The organism is Pseudoxanthomonas sp. LARHCG66 (assembly GCF_052871755.1).
Map to the genome: position 1 here is coordinate 377,388 of NZ_JBIXJW010000004.1, position 15,015 is coordinate 392,402.

At 68.0% G+C, this 15,015-nt stretch carries 14 protein-coding genes and 1 pseudogene; 9 read left to right on the forward strand and 6 right to left on the reverse strand.

All coding sequences use genetic code 11. The features are described from left to right. The first annotated feature begins 54 nt into the window (after nucleotides 1-54). The 3 genes from mnmE (at nucleotide 55) to ACIPRS_RS14530 (ending at nucleotide 3,253) form a co-directional block, all read left to right on the forward strand. Nucleotides 55-1,395: a tRNA uridine-5-carboxymethylaminomethyl(34) synthesis GTPase MnmE gene (gene mnmE, locus ACIPRS_RS14520; RefSeq protein WP_446539028.1), complete on the forward strand. Its 1,341-nt coding sequence runs from the start codon at nucleotides 55-57 to the stop codon at nucleotides 1,393-1,395. A 238-nt stretch (nucleotides 1,396-1,633) separates the two neighbouring features. After that, nucleotides 1,634-2,620, forward strand: coding sequence for an energy transducer TonB (locus tag ACIPRS_RS14525; RefSeq protein ID WP_446539029.1), 987 nt, complete (start codon nucleotides 1,634-1,636; stop codon nucleotides 2,618-2,620). 201 nt (nucleotides 2,621-2,821) lie between these two features. Beyond that, nucleotides 2,822-3,253 (forward strand): outer membrane beta-barrel protein, encoded by a 432-nt coding sequence (locus tag ACIPRS_RS14530; RefSeq protein WP_446539030.1) that lies wholly within the window; start codon nucleotides 2,822-2,824, stop codon nucleotides 3,251-3,253. Nucleotides 3,254-3,442: 189 nt separating this feature from the next. Here the strand turns inward: ACIPRS_RS14530 and ACIPRS_RS14535 are convergent, their stop codons facing one another. From ACIPRS_RS14535 to ACIPRS_RS14550, 4 genes are all read right to left on the reverse strand, one after another. Further along, entirely contained in the window at nucleotides 3,443-4,624 is a 1,182-nt protein-coding gene (locus ACIPRS_RS14535; protein ID WP_446539031.1) for an ABC transporter permease, read from the reverse strand. Then, a complete protein-coding gene (locus ACIPRS_RS14540) occupies nucleotides 4,621-5,367 on the reverse strand; it encodes an ABC transporter ATP-binding protein (RefSeq protein WP_446539032.1) in 747 nt (248 codons plus the stop codon). Before ACIPRS_RS14540 ends, ACIPRS_RS14535 begins: the two co-directional genes overlap by 4 nt. A 43-nt stretch (nucleotides 5,368-5,410) precedes the next feature. Next, entirely contained in the window at nucleotides 5,411-6,919 is a 1,509-nt protein-coding gene (locus ACIPRS_RS14545) for an alpha/beta fold hydrolase (protein WP_446539033.1), read from the reverse strand. Nucleotides 6,920-7,027: 108 nt separating this feature from the next. Continuing rightward, nucleotides 7,028-7,780, reverse strand: a complete 753-nt coding sequence (locus ACIPRS_RS14550) for a ferredoxin--NADP reductase (protein ID WP_337732825.1) — start codon at nucleotides 7,778-7,780, stop codon at nucleotides 7,028-7,030. Between the two features lie 99 nt (nucleotides 7,781-7,879). On the opposite strand from ACIPRS_RS14550, the gene ACIPRS_RS14555 reads away from it, so the two are divergent. The 4 genes from ACIPRS_RS14555 to ACIPRS_RS14570 all read left to right on the forward strand — a co-directional run bounded on the left by ACIPRS_RS14555 (nucleotide 7,880) and on the right by ACIPRS_RS14570 (nucleotide 11,170). Next, nucleotides 7,880-8,851, forward strand: coding sequence for an ABC transporter ATP-binding protein (locus tag ACIPRS_RS14555; protein ID WP_446539034.1), 972 nt, complete (start codon nucleotides 7,880-7,882; stop codon nucleotides 8,849-8,851). Beyond that, the gene (locus ACIPRS_RS14560) at nucleotides 8,848-9,657 is read left to right on the forward strand and encodes an ABC transporter permease (RefSeq protein ID WP_337732823.1); all 810 of its coding nucleotides are present in this window, start codon (nucleotides 8,848-8,850) and stop codon (nucleotides 9,655-9,657) included. The genes ACIPRS_RS14555 and ACIPRS_RS14560 overlap by 4 nt, the downstream gene beginning before the upstream one ends. Beyond that, on the forward strand, nucleotides 9,657-10,586 hold the full coding sequence (gene panE / locus ACIPRS_RS14565; protein WP_446539035.1) for a 2-dehydropantoate 2-reductase: 930 nt from the start codon (nucleotides 9,657-9,659) through the stop codon (nucleotides 10,584-10,586). The genes ACIPRS_RS14560 and panE overlap by 1 nt, the downstream gene beginning before the upstream one ends. Before the next feature lie 68 nt (nucleotides 10,587-10,654). After that, on the forward strand, nucleotides 10,655-11,170 hold the full coding sequence (locus ACIPRS_RS14570; protein WP_192203059.1) for a hypothetical protein: 516 nt from the start codon (nucleotides 10,655-10,657) through the stop codon (nucleotides 11,168-11,170). Between the two features lie 4 nt (nucleotides 11,171-11,174). Here ACIPRS_RS14570 and ACIPRS_RS14575 read toward each other — a convergent pair whose 3' ends face one another. Continuing rightward, nucleotides 11,175-12,836, reverse strand: a complete 1,662-nt coding sequence (locus ACIPRS_RS14575; protein ID WP_446539114.1) for a tetratricopeptide repeat protein — start codon at nucleotides 12,834-12,836, stop codon at nucleotides 11,175-11,177. 65 nt (nucleotides 12,837-12,901) lie between these two features. After that, a pseudogene (locus ACIPRS_RS14580) lies at nucleotides 12,902-13,135 on the reverse strand (winged helix-turn-helix domain-containing protein); the annotation flags it as partial. A 182-nt stretch (nucleotides 13,136-13,317) separates the two neighbouring features. Here ACIPRS_RS14580 and ACIPRS_RS14585 point away from each other — a divergent pair. Together ACIPRS_RS14585 and ACIPRS_RS14590 are read left to right on the forward strand one after the other, a co-directional pair. After that, nucleotides 13,318-13,644 (forward strand): hypothetical protein, encoded by a 327-nt coding sequence (locus ACIPRS_RS14585; RefSeq protein ID WP_446539036.1) that lies wholly within the window; start codon nucleotides 13,318-13,320, stop codon nucleotides 13,642-13,644. 98 nt (nucleotides 13,645-13,742) lie between these two features. Then, nucleotides 13,743-14,996, forward strand: coding sequence for a vanadium-dependent haloperoxidase (locus ACIPRS_RS14590; protein ID WP_446539037.1), 1,254 nt, complete (start codon nucleotides 13,743-13,745; stop codon nucleotides 14,994-14,996). Nucleotides 14,997-15,015: the final 19 nt, after the last annotated feature.

The window sequence follows — 15,015 nt, forward strand, 5'->3', positions numbered from 1 at the left end:
CCGGCGGGCTTCGTGTTTCCGCTACCCTGAAAGCTCACCCGCCGGCATTTGCCCATGAACAATGCACAGGACACCATCGTCGCCATTGCCAGCGCTCCGGGCGCGGGCGGTGTCGGCATCGTGCGTCTGTCCGGGCCTGTCGCGCAGGCCATCGCGAAGAATATCTGCGCGTGTACGCTGACTCCGCGGCATGCACACTACGTGCGTTTCCTCGATGAAGAACGCCGCGTCATCGACGACGGCATCGCGCTTTCGTTTCCTGCTCCCGCCAGTTTCACCGGGGAGGACGTGGTCGAACTGCAGGCGCACGGCAGTCCCGTCGTGCTGCAGCAACTGGTGGCGCGCGCATGCGCACTGGGCGCGCGCATGGCACGGCCGGGCGAGTTCTCCGAACGCGCGTTCCTCAACCACAAACTCGATCTCGCCCAGGCCGAAGCCATCGCCGACCTGATTGCCGCCGCGGATACCCGCGCGGCGCGCGCGGCCCGGCGCTCGCTCGACGGCGTGTTCTCCACGCGCGTCGACGGCATCGGTCAGTCGCTGCTGGCCTTGCGCGTGCATGTGGAAGCCGCGATCGACTTCGCCGACGAATCGATCGACACGCTCGGAGGTGAGCAAGTGCGCGCACGTCTGGCGGATACCCGCGATTCGCTTGCCGGTCTGATCGCCGATGCGGAGCGCGGGCGCAAGCTGCGCGACGGCATGCACGCCGTCATCGTCGGTCCGCCGAATGCCGGCAAGAGCTCGCTGCTCAATGCACTGGCGGGCAGCGAGCGGGCCATCGTCACCGACGTGGCGGGCACCACGCGCGATACCTTGCGCGAAACCATCCGACTGGATGGCCTGGAACTGCATCTGGTGGATACCGCAGGCCTCCGGGATGGCGGCGACGCGATCGAACGCGAGGGCATGCGGCGCGCGCGCGCGGAGCTCACGCGCGCCGATGTCGCGCTGGCGGTGGTCGATGCGCGCGATCCCGACGCTGGCCGCGCTGCGATCGCTGACAGCATCGCCGGTGTGCCCACGGTGCTCTGGATCCACAACAAGGCCGACCTGCTGGCCGAGGTGCCCGCGGATGACGACGCCAGCGTGCATGTCTCCGCCGCGACGGGCGCCGGCCTGGCGCGCCTTCACGAGCGCCTGCGCGCGCTGGCCGGAGAGCCGGCTGCCGCGGGAGGCGAAGGCGAGTTCTCGGCGCGTGCCCGTCATGTGGAAGCACTGCATCGCGCCTCCCTCCATGCGGCGTCCGCAGCGGAGCAACTGCGGTACGAACACCTGGAACTGGCGGCCGAGGAACTGCGGCTCGCCCATGACGTGCTGGGCGAAATCACCGGCCGCCTCAGTGCGGACGACATGCTGGGCCACATCTTCTCCACGTTCTGCATCGGCAAGTGACGCGCCTCCGAACGGGTCTGGCCAAAACTGTGACGCACGTCAAGTGTCGATGATGATGAGGCGACGTACCCTGACCACCGGGTAGGGGTACCCGGAAGGCATCGCGCCGTTTCCCGCCTGACCAAGTGTCGGCGTGCGGCGACGGGCCCACGTTGACAACCAACGTCCGATCCCGCGTCCTATGCGGGTCGGGGCTGTGTCGCCATCATTAGAAACGCACTTGGGGGAGTAGAAACTGATGTCCTTGATCAAAACGACCGGGCGCCTGCGTTACATCGCGCCGTTGCTGCTGATCGTCGCGGTGGCGGCGTGCTCGAAGAAGGAAGAACCCGCCGCGCCCGCCGCTGGTGCGGCTGCCACGCCCGCCGCACCGCCGCCGCCGGCCGTGTCCGCCGAGGTCCAGGCCATGGACGCCGATGCCCTGCGTGATGCTGCCACCAAGGCGCTGCGCGAGAACCGGATCTACGCGCCGGGCGGCGACAATGCGATGGAGTACTACCTCGCCCTGCGCGACAAACTGCCGAACGATCCCGGTGTCAGCAGCGCGCTGACCGACCTGATGCCGTACACGCTGATCGCCGCCGAGCAGAGCATCGCGCGGGAAGAGTTCACGGAGGCCCAGCGCCTGTCCGCCATCATCGAAAAGGCCGACCCCAAGGCACCGGCGCTGCCGCGCCTGCAGCAGAGCATCGCCGCAGCGCAACAGGCGGTGGCCGAGCGCGCGGTCACCGACGACGCCAAGACCAAGGCTGACGATGAGGCGCGCCAGAAGGAACAGCAGCGCCTGGCCCAGCAGGCCGAACAACAACGCGCCAGCGAGGCCGCGGCGGCACAGCAACTGGCCCAGCAGCAGGAAGCGGCCCGCGCCGAGGCCGCTCGCCAGGAAGCCGAACGCCAGGCAGCCGCCCAGCGTGAAGCCGTAGAACGCCAGGCAGCCGCGACCCGTGCCGCCGTTCCCGCCGCTGCGCCGGCACAATCGCTGCGTGCAGTCAGCACGCCGGCACCGCGCTATCCGCCTGAAGCCCTGCGCTCGGGCACCAGCGGTGAAGTGCTGGTGGAAATCACCGTGGGCACCGACGGATCGGTGACCAACGCACGCGTGGTGCGTGCCACCCCGGCGCGCGTCTTCGACCGCGAAGCGCTCAACGCAGTGCGACGCTGGCGCTTCGAACCGCTGGATGCGCCGGTCACCACGCGCCGCACGATTGGTTTCAGCCCCGGCTGATCCACGAATCGGTGAGAAGAGAGGAGAGCCGGCCATGCGCCGGCTCTTTTTTTGTGAGACGAATAGCGATGCGAAGCAGGCCGCGTGCGCGACGCAGCGATTGAATGTGATGTGATCGCATGCAGTAGACAATCGTCTTCCCAGTGCTTGATGTGCGCCGCCCGCATGGCGGGCAACACATCACACTCAAGGAAGGATTCCATGAAGCAGGTTCTTTTTCCCTGCGCACTGTTCCTCGCAACCCTGTCCGCGCCGACCATGGCCACCGAAGCCGGCCAGTGGTACGGCCGCTTCGAGATCGGCCACAGCGACCTCAAGCTGAGCGTCGATGGCCTCAGCGCCGACGACACCGATACGGCCTATGGCGTGCGCGTGGGCCACTACTTCCACCCCAGCTTCGCCGTGGAAGGTTTCTATTCCATCCTGGGCGATCGCTCGCTGGAAGGCGTGTCGTTCGACATGGATGCAGTGGGCATGGGCGTGGTGGGCAAGAAGAACTTCGGTGCCGACGACACCGGCTTCTTCATCGCCGGACGTGCGGGTGCACAGAGCGTCAATACCAAGCTCAGCGTGGATGGCCTTCGCCTGCGCGAACGGTCGACCAAACCCTACGTGGGCATTGGCGTGGGCTAAGACTTCGATCACCACAACGGTCTCAGCCTGAACTACGACTACAACAAGGCCGACCTGTTCAACGCCGACGTGAAGGCACAGACGCTGACGTTGGGTTACGAATACCGCTTCTGAAGCAGCCCGAAGCGTGCACGGAAAACGGCCACCCGAAGGTGGCCGTTTTCTTTCGAAGGATCGAGACGGCAGGCACTATCCGGCGACGGCGAGCTTCTCCTGGTGGTACCTGCGCACGGCGGCGAACCACAACAGTGCAGCCACGCCGAACGCCGCAGCGATGTAGATGGCCCAGGTCTGCGGACCGATGTACTCGTTGCGGATGACCTTCAGCAGCAACTGGTTCTGTGCCAGGAACGGCACGGCGAACTGCCACGGCTGGCTCTTCAACGGGTTCGCCATCAGCGCGAACGTCGGGATCATCGGCAGCAGCATCAGCCAGGTCATGTGGCTCTGTGCCTCCTTCATGCTCTTGGCCGACGCCGCGAGATAGGTGAGCAGCGAGGTGCCGATGAACAGCATCGGCAGCAGGATCAGCAGCATCTTGCCCATCGACAGGAACGACACATTCAACTGCCTGCCCAGCGTGCCGGCGAACTGCGCGCTGAACTTGAACGCCAGCAACGTCAGCAGCAGGGTGGTCAGGCCGATCACGCACGCCGCCGCGATCTTGCCGCTCACCACCGCACTGCGCGGTGCCGGCGTGGCCAACAACGGCTCCAGCGACTGCCGCTCGCGCTCGCCGGCCGTTGCGTCGAGGATCAGGTAGGCGCCACCGATGAAGGACGTCAGGATCAGCAGGTAGGGCAAGAGTACCGACAGCAGCATGCCCTGCTTGGCCTCGGGCGTGGCCAGGTCCTGCATGCCGACGTTCACCGGCCGCGCGACGGACGCATCGACACCACGTGCCAGCAGACGCAGTGCGCCGACCTGCTGGCTGTAGGCCGAGAGCGCGGCATTGACGCGCTGGGTGGGAATGTCCGCGTCACGACGCGTGCTGTCGCGGATGATCTCCACCAGCGCGGGACGACCGTTGCGCCAGTCCTCCGCATAGCCGGGGCTGATGCGCAACGCGACATCGATCTCCTGCGTGCGGATCGCGGCATCGAGGTTGGCCGGCGCCTTCGCCGCCGTGATGCCGTTGGTGGCGAGGAACTTCACCAGGTTCGGTGCATGTTCGGCGCCCACCATCGGAATCTCCAGCGTCTTGTCGACCTGGGTGCGGATGCGGTTTTCGGTCAGGTAACCCATGCCCAGCATCAGTGCCGGATAGAGCAGCGGCCCCAGGAACAGTGCCAGCGCCAGCGTGCGGCGGTCACGGGAAAGGTCGCGCAATTCCTTGCGCATCACGGTGAAGACTGTGCGGAACATGTTCATGCCAGCAGGCCCTCTTCCGAACCGATCACTTTGACGAACGCATCCTCCAGGTTGTCCTCGCCTGCCTGTGCACGCAGCTCGTCGGCGGTGCCGGCGGCGACCACCGTGCCCTTGGCGATGATGACGATGCGGTCACACAGCGCCGCGACCTCCTGCATGATGTGGCTGGAGAAGATCACGCAACGGCCCTCTTCGCGCAGCTGGCGCAGGAAGCCACGCATCGCGCGCGTGGTCATCACGTCCAGCCCGTTGGTGGGCTCGTCGAGGATGACGTTGCGCGGATCGTGCACGAGTGCGCGTGCGATGGCGGTCTTCGTCCGCTGGCCCTGGCTGAAGCCTTCGGTCTGGCGGTCGAGGATGTCGCCCATGTCCAGCGCGTCGGACAGTGCCCTCGTGCGCTCGGCGATCTGCTTCGACGACAGCCCGTGCAGTTCGCCGAAGTAGGCGATGTTCTCGCGCGCGGTCAGGCGCTTGTACACGCCGCGCGCATCCGGCAGAACGCCGAGCGCGCGCCGCACCGCGACAGGATCGCGCGCGGTGTCGATGCCGTCCACGGTGACCTGCCCGCGATCAGGCGTCATCAACGTGTAGAGCATGCGCATGGTGGTGGTCTTGCCGGCGCCGTTGGGGCCGAGCAGGCCGGTGATCTGGCCGTCGTGGGCGGTGAAGCTGACGCCGTCCACGGCGGTGACCGTGCCGGTCTTGGTCTTGAAGGACTTGTGCAGGTCGTTGGCGATGATCATTCGGTCATGTCCATTGAAGAAGGGCGGGCGCGCAGGGCGCGGCTCACGGCTCCCAGCCGTTGAAGCTGGTGAAAGGCGGTACGTAGTCGAGGCTGTCGAGGCACTTCGCGTCCAGGTCCTTGGCGCTCGCGGTCTCCAGGAAGCGGCCGAGGAGCTTGGGCATGCAGCCGACGGCGAACGTGCCGTGGCCCTGACCCTTCAATACCAGGTGGCGTCCATTCGACAGCGTGCGCAGCACCTGGTCGCCGTAGCGCGGCGGCGTGACCGGATCCAGCTCGCCGGAGGTCAGCAGTGTCGGGATGTCGGACGTCCACGCGGTGTGGAAGTCGGCCGGCCGCTTGCCCGTTGGCCACGCACCGCACTGCGTCTTCAGGGTGTCGCCCAGCAGGCTGCCAAGCACCGTGTCGGCGTCGCCGGGGTCGGCCTTCAGCAGGTCGGCGTCCTCGGCGCAGATCACCGACAGCTGCATGCCGTGCATGAACTGGTCGCCGACCTGCGTTTCCAGCAGCTTGGACAGCGACATCAACGAGCCGTAGCGGCCCTGCTGTGCTTCGTTCAACACCAGTGGCAGCAGTGCGGTGCCCTGCGGGAAGTAGGAGTACATGCGCGTGATGCCGGCGACGGTGCCTGCAGTGACTTCGCCAGTGACCAGTTCGCCGGTCGAGGGGTCGCGATACTCGGTACTCACCGGCGCGGCCGCCAGCCGCGTCATCAGCGTGCGCAGCTGTCCGCGCAGGTCATCGCCGAAGCGGTCCCTGCAGGTCTGCGTGGCCTGGCAGCGCTGGAACTGCAGCGCCAGCGCCGCGTCCAGGTTGCGCGCGTGCTCGCTGCCCAGTACCAGCTCGTTCGGCACCACACCGTCGATCACCACGCTGCGCGTGCTGTCCGGATGGCGCATGGCGTACTGCTGCGCCACGCGTGTGCCATAGGAGCCGCCGACCAGGTTGATCTTCGCCGCGCCCAGCGCCTTGCGCACGCTGTCCAGGTCGCGCACGGCATCGGTGGTGGTGTAGAAGCGCGGGTCGGCCTGCAGCGACGCGGCGCAGTCGCGTGCGAACGCGACCGCGGCAGTCTCGCTGAGGTCCTCCGCATCGCTGTAGGCATTGCGGCCCTTGTCGTCCTTGCACGACAGCGGGTTCGACTTGCCGGTGCCGCGCTGGTCGACCAGCACGATATGGCGCGACTTGCGTACCTCGCGGAAGGCGGCGTCGATGGCGGGCCAGACCTGCACTGCGGCCTGTCCGGGGCCACCGGCGAGGAAGAACACCGGATCGTCGGTGGCCGCCCCCTCATTGGTCGCCGGCAGCCATGCGATGTTGAGTGCCACTTTGCGGCCCGTGGGCTTGGCCGGGTCTTCGGCCACGTTGAAGGTCGCGCACTGCGCCTCCACCGTGGTGGTCAGGTAGGGCGCCGTCAGCGTGCACGGCTTGAAGGCGATATCGCCGTAGTGGCGCACGGCTTGCTGGTCGGGGCTGGTAGCGGTGCCCTGGCAGCCTGCCAGCAGCAGGACGCCCAGGGCCGGCGCGAGGGATCTACGAAGAGTGGAGTCCATGCATCTGTTCCGTTGTAGGCGGGTTCCAGCATGCCATGACGGTGCAGCGCGGCGGATGTGACCGGACAAGTGCGGGCGCGATAGCGGAAGGTCGCTGCCCGGCAGGGACTACTTGCTGCTGACGTACTTCTCGCGGCGTATCTGGGGAATCGGCAGGCCGCAGCCTTTCAGCGCCTCGAAGCAGGCGTCCACCATGTCCGGGTTGCCGCACAGGTAGGCGATGTCGCGCGCCGGATCCGGTGCGAACTCCGCCAGGTGCTGCTGCACATAACCCTGGCGCACGTCAGGGTGCGGATGGGACGGCAGTTCACGCGAGAGGCAGGGCACGAAGCGGAAGCCGGGATGCGCATCGGCGAACGCACGGAACTCGTCGCCGTACAGCAGTTCGGTGGGCGTGCGGGCGCCCTGCAGCAGCACGACCTCCACGCCGCGTTCGGCGATCAGTGCTTCCAGTTGCGGCAGCATGGAACGGTACGGCGTGACGCCGGTGCCAGTGGCAATCAGGAGATAGCGCGCGTTGCGGTCGCCGGGCATCAGGCAGAAACGGCCGAATGGGCCGCTGGCCTCCACGTGGCCGCCTTCCGGCAGGCCTTCGAACAACGCGGTCGCCGCCCCGCCCGGCACGTAGCTGACCGCGATCTCGACCGCTTCGCCCGGACCCATCGCATGGTCGTGGATGGTGGCCAGCGAATAGCTGCGCTTGGTCGCCGTGCCGTCGGCATAGGCGAAGTGCACCTGGATGAACTGGCCGGGGATGAAGTCCAGCGGCTGCCCGTCATCGCGGACGAAGCTGTAATGCCCGACGCTGGGTGCCAGCATGCGGCGTCCGACGAGCTTCAAAGGGAAATGCACGATCGCCAAGGCGGCTGGAACACTGTGTGGCCCGGGGCGGCCCCGGCGGGACGCCTATAATAAGCGCTCGCATCCCCCGGGCGCCTTCGCGGCGCCACAAGGTATCCCATGGCGTCCGCAACAACGGCTCCGGCGGCGGCTCCCGCGCTGGCCATCACCGACCTGCGCAAGGTCTACGACACCGGCGTGCAGGCCCTCAAGGGCGTGTCGCTGCAGGTCGAGCCCGGCGACTTCTTCGCGCTGCTCGGCCCCAACGGTGCAGGCAAGTCCACCCTCATCGGCATCGTCAGTTCGCTGGTCAACAAGAGCAGCGGGCAGGTTGACGTGTTCGGCGTGGATCTGGACCGTGACCGCGACGGCGCGATGCGCCTGCTGGGCCTGGTGCCGCAGGAGATCAACTTCAACATGTTCGAGAAGCCGCTCGACATCTGCGTGAACTACGCGGGCTTCTACGGCATCCCGCGCGCCGAAGCGCTGGTGCGGGCCGAAGAGGAACTCAAGCGCGCCCAGCTGTGGGAAAAGGCCCACGTCATGAGCCGCACCCTGTCGGGCGGCATGAAGCGCCGGCTGATGATCGCCCGCGCCATGATGACGCGCCCCCGCCTGCTGATCCTGGACGAACCGACCGCCGGCGTCGACATCGAGATCCGCCGCGGCATGTGGAAGACGCTGAAGGACATCAACGAGGCAGGCACCACGATCATCCTGACCACGCATTACCTGGAAGAGGCCGAGAGCCTCTGCCGCAACCTGGCCATCATCGACCGTGGCGTCATCGTCGAACAGGGGCCGATGCGCGTATTGCTGGCCAAGCTGGACGTGGAGGGCTTCCTGTTCGACATCGACGGCGAGCTGCCGGCGCAGCTGCCGGTGATCGAAGGCACCACGCTGTCCGCCACCGACAGCCACACCCTGGACCTGGACATGCCGCGTGCGATGGACCTCAACCGCGTCTTCACCGCCCTGGGCGACGCCGGCATCCGCGTGCGCTCCATGCGCACCAAGAGCAACCGGCTGGAGGAGCTGTTCGTGCGCCTGACCGGCGACGAAGCCGCCGCCAAGCGGGAGCAGGCCGCATGAGCGCCGTCGATCCGCAAGAGACGGCCATGACGACGCCGCTGCAGAAGAACCTCGTCGCGCTGGGCACCATCGTGCGCCGCGAAGTGAACCGCATCCTGCGCATCTGGGGCCAGACCCTGGTGCCGCCGGCCATCACGATGACGCTGTACTTCCTGATCTTCGGCGGCCTGATCGGCTCGAAGATCGGCGACATGGGCGGCTACACCTACATGGAGTTCATCGTGCCGGGCCTGGTGATGATGAGCATCATCCAGAACAGCTACGGCAACATCAGCTCCAGCTTCTTCGGCGCCAAGTTCGGCCGCCACGTGGAAGAACTGCTGGTCAGCCCGATGCCGAACTGGGTGATCCTGCTCGGCTACGTGGCCGGCGCGGTGCTGCGCGGCCTGATGGTGGGCGCCATCGTGCTGGTCATCGCGATGTTCTTCACCAAGGTCCGCGTGCCGCACCCGCTGGTGACCATCACCACCGTGCTGCTGGGCGCGACGATCTTTTCGCTGGCCGGCTTCGTCAATGCGGCGTACGCGAAGAAGTTCGATGACATCGCCATCGTGCCGACCTTCATCCTCACCCCGCTCACCTACCTGGGTGGCGTGTTCTATTCGGTGACCCTGCTGCCGCCGTGGGCCGAAGCGCTCACGCACGCCAACCCGATCTTCTACATGGTCAACGCGTTCCGCTACGGCCTGCTCGGCACCAGCGACGTGCCGCTGTGGGTGGCGTATGCGCTGATGATCGGGTTCGTCGTCGCGCTGGCATCGCTGGGCCTGTGGCTGCTGAAGAAGGGCGTGGGGCTGCGCAGCTGATGCGCGTGCTCGTGCTCGGCGCCGGCGGTACAGGCGGTTACTTCGGTGGTCGGCTGGCACAGGCGGGCGTCGATGTCGGTTTCCTCGTCCGTCCCGCGCGCGCGGTCCTGTTGCGGGATCGCGGCCTGCGCATCCGCAGCCCGCTGGGCGATGCCGATCTGCCCGTGCAGGTGCTGACGGCGGACGAACTGCCCCATGCCACACCGTTCGACCTGGTGCTGCTGAGCTGCAAGGCCTACGACCTGGACAGCGCAATGGACGCCATCATGCCGGCGGTCGAGGCAGGTGCCCGCGTGCTGCCGCTGCTCAACGGCCTGCGCCATTACGAAGCCCTGGATGCACGCTTCGGTTTCCCGAACGTCCTCGGCGGCCTCTGCTTCATCAGCGCCACGCTGGGTGGCGAAGGCGAGATCCTGCATCTCGGCAAGCCGGCATCGATGACGTTCGGCGAACGCGAAGGCCAGTCGCCCGATGCGCGCCTGCAGGCGCTGGCCGCCGCCTGCGCGCAGGCCAGCATCGACCATCAGCACACGCCGGACATCGCACAGGCGCAATGGGTGAAGTACAGCTTCCTTGCCGCGCTCGCGGCGGGAACCTGCCTGATGCGTGCGCCGATCGGCACGATCGTGGCGGGCGAGGGCGGCAAGGAGTTCATGGCCGCCCTGCATGCCGAATGCGTCGCGGTCGCAGCCGCCAGCGCCCATCCGATCCCCGAGCCGGCGCATGCCGGCGCGCGCGACACGTTGACGATGCCGGGCTCACCGATGAAGGCGTCGATGCTGCGCGACCTGGAGGCGGGCCAGCGTGTCGAAGCCGCCCACATCGTCGGCGACATGGTCCATCGCGCGGCCGCGCACGGCATCGCCACGCCCCACCTGCAGGCCGCCTGGGCGCACCTGCAGGCCTACGAGGCACAGCGCGCGGCCTGAGCCGCGGGCTTCACGCCGCGCTGACGGCGCCTGCCTCCATCCTGCGCCACCTTTCCGGTGGCGCTGCCATGAAGCACCTGCAGAAACTCTTCCTTGCCGGCCACCTGGCCATCATCGCCCTGTTCTTCTTCGCCGCCGCGGCGCTGGTCGTGCTGGCGGCCAGCGAGCTGTGGCATGGCGTGGTCATGGCAGGTGGAGACGCCGGCCTGCGCGACCGCTTCGACCGCATCCTGGAGAGCATCGGCATGCTGACCATCGGGCTGGTCGCGCTGGAGCTGGCGCAGACGGTGTTCGAGGAAGAGGTGCAGCGTGACGTCAAGGTCAGCGGACCCACGCGCGTGCGCCGTTACCTGTCGCGCTTCCTCGTGGTCATCGTCATCGCACTGTCGATCGAAACACTGGTGGCCACGTTCGAGCTGATGCACGAGGACGCGCGCCAGCTTCCGTACGTCATCGCGATAGGCGGCTCGGCGGCGTTGCTGCTGGTGGCGTGGGGCGTGTTCGTCCGCCTCAACCGCAGCGCCGAGGAACTGGAACCCGAAGCGATGGAGCAGGCGAAGTCGGAAGACCGCAAGGTCGACTGATGCCTCATTCGCACACCGCGCCGTCGCCCTGCGCACGGCACTGTGCCGGGAATCCGTGCGCCCGCCAGTAGGCGAGGATGCCGTTGTCGCGCAGGAACCGCTGGAACGCGGGATCGCGCCGCAGGTAGGCCAGGTCCTTCGTCCACAGCAGCAGGTCCCAGGTGGAGTAGCCTCGTTGGCGCACCTGGTTGAGGTCGTCGATCAGAGAAGCAGCGTTTGCGGGCGCGTCGGGTGCCAGTACGCGCGAGAAGTTGCCCATGCCGGTGGTTTTTTCGTACGCATCGAACGCGGCGATCGCGCGCGGCCATCGGGAAGGATCGATCAAGGCCTCCGACGTGGCGATGTATCCGGGCGCGAGTTGCTTCGCATACGCATCGGGGTGGTTTGGCCCGTCGATGTCCACCTTCGCAATCCGCAAAGCGCCTGCGTAGTCCTTGCGCCAGACGGCATTGAACCAGCGCGCATAGGCCGCGTAGGCAGGAAGGGGCTCCAGCAGGCGGTGCGCTTCGTCGTGCCGTCCCTGTGTATCCAGCACGCGTGCCAGCATGAAGCCGCCGTTGCGGCCCAGGGGATCGCGCGCGTGCAACTCGCGCGCCCCGGCTTCCGCGCGATCGAGGTACCCCAACCTGGCCAGCGAGAGCGTCATGCCGTAGGCCATCTCCGCGTTGCTGGGGTTCACCCGCAATGCCCGCTTCTGGAGGGACAGGCAGCGTTCCCAGTCGTCGGCGATGCAGGCATTGGCGGCGAGTACGAAGTACGGCTCGGCGAGGGTCGCGTCCAGGCGTTGGGCCAGTGTCGCCTCGCGGATGGCTTCCTCGCGCAGGGTGGCGGCCAGCGTCGGTCGCCGTTGGGCACGAATCTCGAGTGCCAGGGCGAGCCCGGCATGGGCGCGGGCATCGTCCGGGCGCTCGCGAAGCAGCCCGCGGAATTCCCGCTCCGCACGCTCGGTCGATGTCTCGGGCGGCAGGTCGCGCAGGCTGACCAGCGCGCGCGCCATGTGGTAGCGACGCAGGAATTCGGCATCGCCGCTGCGCGACGGCGGGGTGGTCAGCCCCAGGCGGAGGGCGAGCGAACCTGCAACCGTCTCGGCAATCTCGCGTTGCAGCAGCAGCACTTCCGAGGCGTCGCGATCGAAATCCTTCGTCCACAACGCGCCGCCGCCGCGCGCGTCGACCAGGCGCAACCGCACGCGCAGGGACTGGCCGGCCTGCTGCAGGTTGCCTTCCAGCGCATGTGTGATGCCGAGCCGTTGCACCAGCGTCGCCGGGTCGGCCGAAGCATCGGTGGCCAGTTGGGTGGAGTCGCGCGCGATCACGCGCAGCCCTTGCACTTGCGCCAGGCTGCAGATCAGTTCCTCACCCAGGCCGTCGGCGATGATCCGCACGCTGTCGCCCTCGCCGATCGGCTTCAACGGCATGACCACCAGCGTGGGTGGCGCGGCGGCAGCGGCTGCCTTCGGTGGAGCCGGGTCAAGGTGCGCGGCGTTCGCCGTCGAGCGGGTCGACCACCACCAGGCCGCGCCGATCGCACCCGCCGCGACGAGAAGCGCGGCGTACCAGAACACGGCAGGCGCGGTGCGGCGGCGCGCATCCGCGTTCGCGTCCGCATGCACCTCGGCTGCGGCTCCGGCAGGCTCGGTTGTCGATGGCCCGGCGATGACCGGCATGTCGAGCCCACGCCATGCAGGGTGTGCAGCAGCCGGGGATGGTGGGCGTCTTCGCCCAGTGCGTGGCGCAGCAGGGTCACGATCCGGTTCAGCACGCCGGGGGTGACGTGCCGGTGGCCCCAGACAGCGTCGAGGATCTCATCGCGGGTGAAGACGCGACCGGGATCGCCGACCAGCAGCGCCAGCACGCCGAATGCCTTCGGCTCCAGCGGCTGCTCTTCGCCCGCACGCCACAGGCGTCGGCCGGCCAAGTCGATCGTGGTGTCGCCGAAGTGCAGTGCGTGGTCGGGCGAGGACATGGCGGAGCAGCATCCCCGGGGTCGGTCTTCCTTCAACGCAGCGCGCGTGGCCGGTCGGCCTAAGCATTCCCCAAGGTTTCGCGGGGTATCTCCGCGCCTGCCTCAGCGTTTCCTCAAGACCGGTGGTCCCGAGGGGCGGACGCTGGTGGCCGACGCCCGACTTCCGGGCCGAGGAGAACGCCATGAACCCGTACGCCCCCATCGTCGCGCTGGTCGTCCTGTCCGTCGCCACGCCGTCCATTGCCGGGCCTGCCGGCGCCGACGAGACAATCGCGCCGCGCATCGTGATCGACTGCGCCCGCCCGCGCCTGCCGCCGCAGCATGAGGTCGGGGCCCTGCTGGGCCAGCACAACGCCAGCCAGGTCTACGCCAGCCGCGCCGTGCTGATGGGCGAGGCACGCCGTGCCTGCCGCCGCCAGGGTGCGCGCCCGCAGCGCGTGGTCTTCGAACGTGCCCCGTCCCACCCGTCGGAGACGCGCCGCATGGCCGACAACCGGCGCAGCGAATGATGCGCCGGCCTGCATGCCCGTGCCGGACAGGCATCCTCCGGCATGGACTGATTGCCGCCCTGCAGGGCGGCCCTCCACCAACACGAAGGAAGTCCATCATGAACCTGATCTCCACCGCGGCCCACCGCTTCACCGTCCGTCGGCGCCGCTTCGTCCTGCTCATCGCGGCCCTCGCGCCCGGCCTGGCCCAGGCCGACGCCGTCATCGATTGGAACACCACCGCCTGGCAGACCGCGACGGCGGCAGGCGCGCCGCCGATCCAGACGCGCGTCAATGCGATCACCCACCTGGCGATCCATGACGCGCTGAACTCGATCGAGTTGCGTTATGAACCCTATGCGGGCGCACATCCCGCCGCGCGCGGAGCCTCGCCGGCGGCGGCGGTGGCCACCGCCGCCTACATGACGCTGTCGATCACGGTGCCTTCGCAGGCGACCGCACTGGAGACGACATACGACACCTACCTGGCCGGACTCACGTGCCCGTCCGCATTTCCCGATTGCGTGAGCGACGGCATCGCCGTCGGTTCGGCCGCCGCCGCCGCGATCCTCGCGCTACGCGCGAACGATGGCGCGGCAACGCCGCATGCGCCGTACTCGGCACCGCTGCTGCCGGGCGTGTACCAGCCCACGGCGCCCAATTTCGCGCCGCCGCAGTTCGGCAACTGGGGCAAGGTGAAACCGTTCGCGCTGAACCACGTCACCCAGTTCCGCGCGGGCCCGTCACCCCTGCTGAACCTGCGCAGCGGCACCTACCGGCGCGAGTACCAGGAGGTGATGGCGGTCGGCAGCGCCGCGGTGCGCGGCGCGCCGCAGAACGTGGATTCATACGAAAGCCGCGCTGCGCGCTACTGGGCCGGTGGCGGCGCCAACGCCAATGCCATCGCCCAGCAGGTCGTCGCCGGCCGCGGCCTGGACCTGTGGCAGCACGCGCGCCTGTTCGCGCTGATGAACATGGCCCAGGCCGATGCATCCTTCGGTGTGTTCAACGGCAAGTACCACTACAACTTCTGGCGCCCGATCACCGCGATCCATGCGGCCGGCAACACGCAGTGGATGTCGTACCTCGCATCGCCGCCCTATCCGGACTATGCCAGCGGCCTGTCGGCGCTCACCGCGAGCGCGATGGAGGTGCTGCGACGCCTGCTGGGCACGGATGCCTTGCCGTACACGTACACGGCCGCCGGCATCGAACGCCATTTCGACACGCTGTCGCAGGCCGAACACGAGGCGGCGATGTCGCGCGTGTATGCCGGCATCCACTTCCGCACGGCATGCATGGACGGCCTGAAGCAGGGCAACAAGATCGGCAACTACGTGACCCGCCACTACCTGAGGCCACGCCGGCGCTGACGCGGGGATACCCGTCCGG